8 protein-coding genes are annotated in these 3490 nt (G+C 64.2%); 3 read left to right on the top strand and 5 right to left on the bottom strand.

The genetic code is table 11. From position 1 onward, the window contains the following. The first annotated feature begins 77 nt into the window (after positions 1–77). A complete protein-coding gene (locus EN939_RS25695; protein WP_164749099.1) occupies positions 78–401 on the top strand; it encodes a YkgJ family cysteine cluster protein in 324 nt (107 codons plus the stop codon). 81 nt (positions 402–482) lie between these two features. Continuing rightward, a complete protein-coding gene (locus EN939_RS25690; protein ID WP_127270585.1) occupies positions 483–1094 on the top strand; it encodes a LysE family translocator in 612 nt (203 codons plus the stop codon). Positions 1095–1181: 87 nt separating this feature from the next. Here the strand turns inward: EN939_RS25690 and EN939_RS25685 are convergent, their stop codons facing one another. Genes EN939_RS25685 through EN939_RS39300 form a run of 5 tightly spaced genes read right to left on the bottom strand, consistent with a single transcriptional unit; the run spans position 1182 to position 3067 of the window. Beyond that, positions 1182–1568, bottom strand: a complete 387-nt coding sequence (locus tag EN939_RS25685) for a nuclear transport factor 2 family protein (RefSeq protein ID WP_127270583.1) — start codon at positions 1566–1568, stop codon at positions 1182–1184. A 16-nt stretch (positions 1569–1584) separates the two neighbouring features. Continuing rightward, positions 1585–2031 (bottom strand): OsmC family protein, encoded by a 447-nt coding sequence (locus EN939_RS25680; RefSeq protein WP_127270581.1) that lies wholly within the window; start codon positions 2029–2031, stop codon positions 1585–1587. Positions 2032–2064: 33 nt separating this feature from the next. Further along, the gene (locus EN939_RS25675) at positions 2065–2739 is read right to left on the bottom strand and encodes a zinc-dependent alcohol dehydrogenase family protein (protein WP_236383101.1); all 675 of its coding nucleotides are present in this window, start codon (positions 2737–2739) and stop codon (positions 2065–2067) included. Next, positions 2733–2870 carry a hypothetical protein gene (locus tag EN939_RS40105; protein WP_419197531.1) on the bottom strand — a complete coding sequence of 46 codons (138 nt, stop codon included), beginning with the start codon at positions 2868–2870 and terminating at the stop codon, positions 2733–2735. The genes EN939_RS25675 and EN939_RS40105 overlap by 7 nt, the downstream gene beginning before the upstream one ends. 17 nt (positions 2871–2887) lie before the next feature. Next, a complete protein-coding gene (locus tag EN939_RS39300; RefSeq protein ID WP_236383100.1) occupies positions 2888–3067 on the bottom strand; it encodes a hypothetical protein in 180 nt (59 codons plus the stop codon). Positions 3068–3168: 101 nt separating this feature from the next. On the opposite strand from EN939_RS39300, the gene EN939_RS25670 reads away from it, so the two are divergent. Beyond that, positions 3169–3490 (top strand): TetR/AcrR family transcriptional regulator (locus EN939_RS25670; protein WP_164751217.1); only part of this gene is annotated, 322 nt, incomplete at its 3' end.

Below are 3490 nucleotides of genomic sequence, written 5' to 3'. Positions count from 1 at the left end.
GGGCGAGACGGCTAAGAAGAAATAGCGCCTTGCCGCAAGACGCCGATCAAAACCCCGCCGCGCCGGGGCTGTCCGCCCTGGGGGCCGCCGCGAGCGTTTTGTCGTCGCAACACGGCACCTTCGATTGCCAAAGCTGCGGTGCCTGCTGTTCCTATTCGGCCGAGTGGCCGCGCTTTTCCACCGAGGATGACGCACAGCTCGACCGTATCCCGGAAAAATATGTCGCATCTGACCTGTCAGGCATGCGCTGCGAGGGCGTGCGCTGCTCGGCGCTGTCCGGCGAGATCGGCAAGTCGACCGCTTGCGGCATCTACGACGTCCGGCCGGATGTCTGTCGCGCCTGCATGCCCGGCGACGAGGAGTGCCTGATGGCACGCCAGGCGCTCGGGTTACCGGTGTAGCCAATCTCCAATCGCCTCCGCTTGTGCGCCGACCCGCAGCCCGATACCTTCCTGGTTGGGTAGGGTGCCGGAGGAACCATCGTGAGCATCGAATTTCTGTTGACGTCCCTGATTGTCGTGGCTTCGCCCGGCACCGGCGTTCTCTACACGCTGAGCGCCGGCCTCTCGCGCGGTGCGCGAGCCAGCGTCATCGCCGCCTTCGGCTGCACGCTCGGCATCATCCCGCACATGGCCGCTGCCATCACTGGCCTGGCGGCGCTGCTGCACACCAGTGCGCTCGCCTTCGAGACGCTGAAATATCTCGGCGTCGCCTACCTGCTCTACATGGCCTGGAACACACTCAAGGAAAATGGTGGCCTCAGCGTCGACCAGGATGTGACGCCGCGTTCGGCCGGCAAGGTGATTGCCACCGGCATCCTCGTCAACGTGCTCAATCCGAAACTTTCGATCTTCTTCTTCGCCTTCCTGCCGCAATTCGTCAGCACCACGGAGCCCAACGCGCTGTCGAAGATGCTGGAGCTGAGTTCCGTCTTCATGCTTTTGACCTTCGTGGTTTTCGTCGGCTACGGCATCTTCGCCGCCTCGATCCGCAGCCACGTCGTCTCGCGGCCAATGGTGTTGACCTGGATGCGCCGGACTTTCGCCGGCGCCTTCGTCATGCTTGGCGCGAAGCTGGCGCTGGCGGATCGGTAGAGCCACGGGGAGCGGCTCAGTCTTGCTGATCCGCTCGCCTTGTTGCGCTGTTCCGGGCGATGCCCTTTGGGAAATTGCTCGGGCGCGCTACCCCTTCACATAGCCCATCGCTTCGACGATCCGCCCGTCGGTCACGCGCATGAGGTTGACGCCGCGCAGCGAATTGCCGTCGGCCATGAAATAGCGCCAGCGGATCGTTGCCCGGTCGCCGGCAACGAAGGTTTCCTCGACATCGAAGCGCGTGCCGGCCTGAGTCGCGATCGCCGTCCAAAGCCCGACGCACGCCGCTTGTCCGGCAAAACGAGCGCCGTCCGGCGCCGGCGCGGTGTTCTCGATCACGCAATCCTCAGCCACCAGTTCGGCGAGTGCCGAGGGATCATGGCGTTGGAATACGTCGTTGTAGCGCCGCATGATCTCGGCCGTCTGCTGGGACAGATCGTACGCGGTTGCGTCCATGACAAGCTCCTGTGTCATCTTCTTCCTCCTGGCTTCATTGGCCTTTGGTGGCTTCAACGAGCGTTGCCTTGAGGGTGATCTGAGACACGCCGGCAAGGGCCCGCGAGACGAGGCAGCCCGCCTTGGCGGACTGTGCAAGGCGCTCGAATTCATCTGCGGCGAGTCCTGCGGCCTCCACCTCGGTTTCGAGTTCGATACGGGTGATCGTCGGCCCGGCCGCGGTCGCGCCGAGATGCACCTTGGCGATCGTGTGGATATTGCGGGCAACATGGCCGGCGCCGCCCAGTATGGCGCTCAGCGCCATCGAGAAGCAGCCTGCATGCGCTGCGGCGATCAGCTCTTCCGGGTTGGTGCCCGGACCGTTCTCGAAGCGCGACGGGAAGGAATAGGCGCCTTCGAAGACGCCGCTGCCGAGCCGCAGCCGGCCCGCCCCTTCCTTCAGCGTGCCTTGCCATTTGGCCGAGGCTTCACGAATTGTCATTGTCGTTCTCCCTTGGTTTGAGGACTTGATGGGTCAGGCGCCGTCGATGATCACCTTCCCGAAGACGTCGCCCTGCTGGAAATAGCGGTAGGCATCGCCGGCCTCGGTGAAGGCGAAGACCTTGTCGATGACGGGCCGCAGGCGATGCTGCGAGACGGCGCGCAGCATGGCTTCGAGATTGGTCCGGTTGCCGACGAACAGGCGGCTGATGGTGGCGAGGCTGCGCTGGTAGAGTGCCGCCGGCAACTGGATCGATCCGCCTTTCGCATCCTGCAGCGTCAAGAGCACGATGTGCCCGTAAAGCGTGCTGGCGATCAGCGACTGGGCGAAGGTCGCCGGGCCACCGGTCTCGATGACGAGATCGATGCCGCCGGTCTGGTCGCGGACGGTCGCGCCCCATTGCGGCATATCCGATGTCGAAATCACCAGGTCGGCGCCCAGCGCCCGCAGCCTGTCGGCTTTCTCACCGCGCGAGGTGACGGCGGCGACATGGCAGCCGAGCAGCTTGGCGAACTGCAGTGCAAAGAGCGAGACGCCGCCCGAGCCGACGACCAGAACCCATTGGCCGGGCTTCGGAATTCCGGCGCCCGTCACGGCATTCCAGCCGGTCAGGCCGGCACAGGTCAGCGTTGCCGCCTCATGCCAGTCGAGATGATCGGGCAAGCGCACCGCCCATTGTTCGTCGAGAACGGCGTATTCGGTCAGCATGCCATCCAGCGTGCAGCCGAGTTGGTCGACGAGGCCGGCATGGATGCGGCCGTCGATCCATCGGGGGAATAGCTGCCGGTCACGCGGTCGCCTACGGCAAAGCGGGTGACGGTATCGCCGATGGCGACAATGTCACCGGCCCCGTCGCTCAGCGGACGCCTTGGCGCGGCGGCAGCGGATAGGTGCCGTTGAGGATCATCGTATCGCGCCGGTTGAGCGAGGTGGCGCGAACGCGCGCCACGATCTCATGCGGCCTCGGCTCCGGCTGCGCCGTGTCGCGCAGCATCAGGGGTTCGGTCCCAGACCCTTCGAGACGGTAGCTCCGCATGTCGTTCTCCCGAGAAATATATAGACTGGTCTACATATTATGTAGACCGATTGTCATATTTTGCGCAAGGCCTATAATGATTCCTGCTGACAGAGGTTGACATGGCCAACGACACCCGCACCCGCATACTCGAGACGACTGGGCTGCTGCTCAGGCAGCGCGGCTATCACGGCACCTCGCTCAACGACATATTGAGCGCCAGCGGCGCACCGCGGGGCTCGCTCTATTTTCATTTTCCCGGCGGCAAGGACCAACTGGTCATCGAGGTGACGCGGGCCAGCGTTGCCGACGTGACGGAGAGGCTGGGCGAAGCGCTGGCTGCCGAAAAGTATCCGGCGGTGGCTGTCCATCATATCTACCAGTCGGTGGGACGCATGCTGGAAGACAACCAGTTTTCGCTCGGCTGTCCGATCGCGCCTGTCG

Source organism: Mesorhizobium sp. M7A.F.Ca.CA.002.05.1.1, assembly GCF_003998335.1.
Taxonomy (GTDB): Bacteria; Pseudomonadota; Alphaproteobacteria; order Rhizobiales; family Rhizobiaceae; genus Mesorhizobium.
Note: the sequence above shows the minus strand (reverse complement) of the source record. Positions and strands in the feature narration are given on the sequence as shown.

Coding starts and splice junctions, on each gene's coding strand:
- EN939_RS25685 (WP_127270583.1), bottom strand. CDS start 1,568: ATGACACAGGAGCTTGTCATGGACGCAACCGCGTACGATCTGTCCCAG.
- EN939_RS25680 (WP_127270581.1), bottom strand. CDS start 2,031: ATGACAATTCGTGAAGCCTCGGCCAAATGGCAAGGCACGCTGAAGGAA.
- EN939_RS25675 (WP_236383101.1), bottom strand. CDS start 2,739: ATGCTGACCGAATACGCCGTTCTCGACGAACAATGGGCGGTGCGCTTG.
- EN939_RS39300 (WP_236383100.1), bottom strand. CDS start 3,067: ATGCGGAGCTACCGTCTCGAAGGGTCTGGGACCGAACCCCTGATGCTG.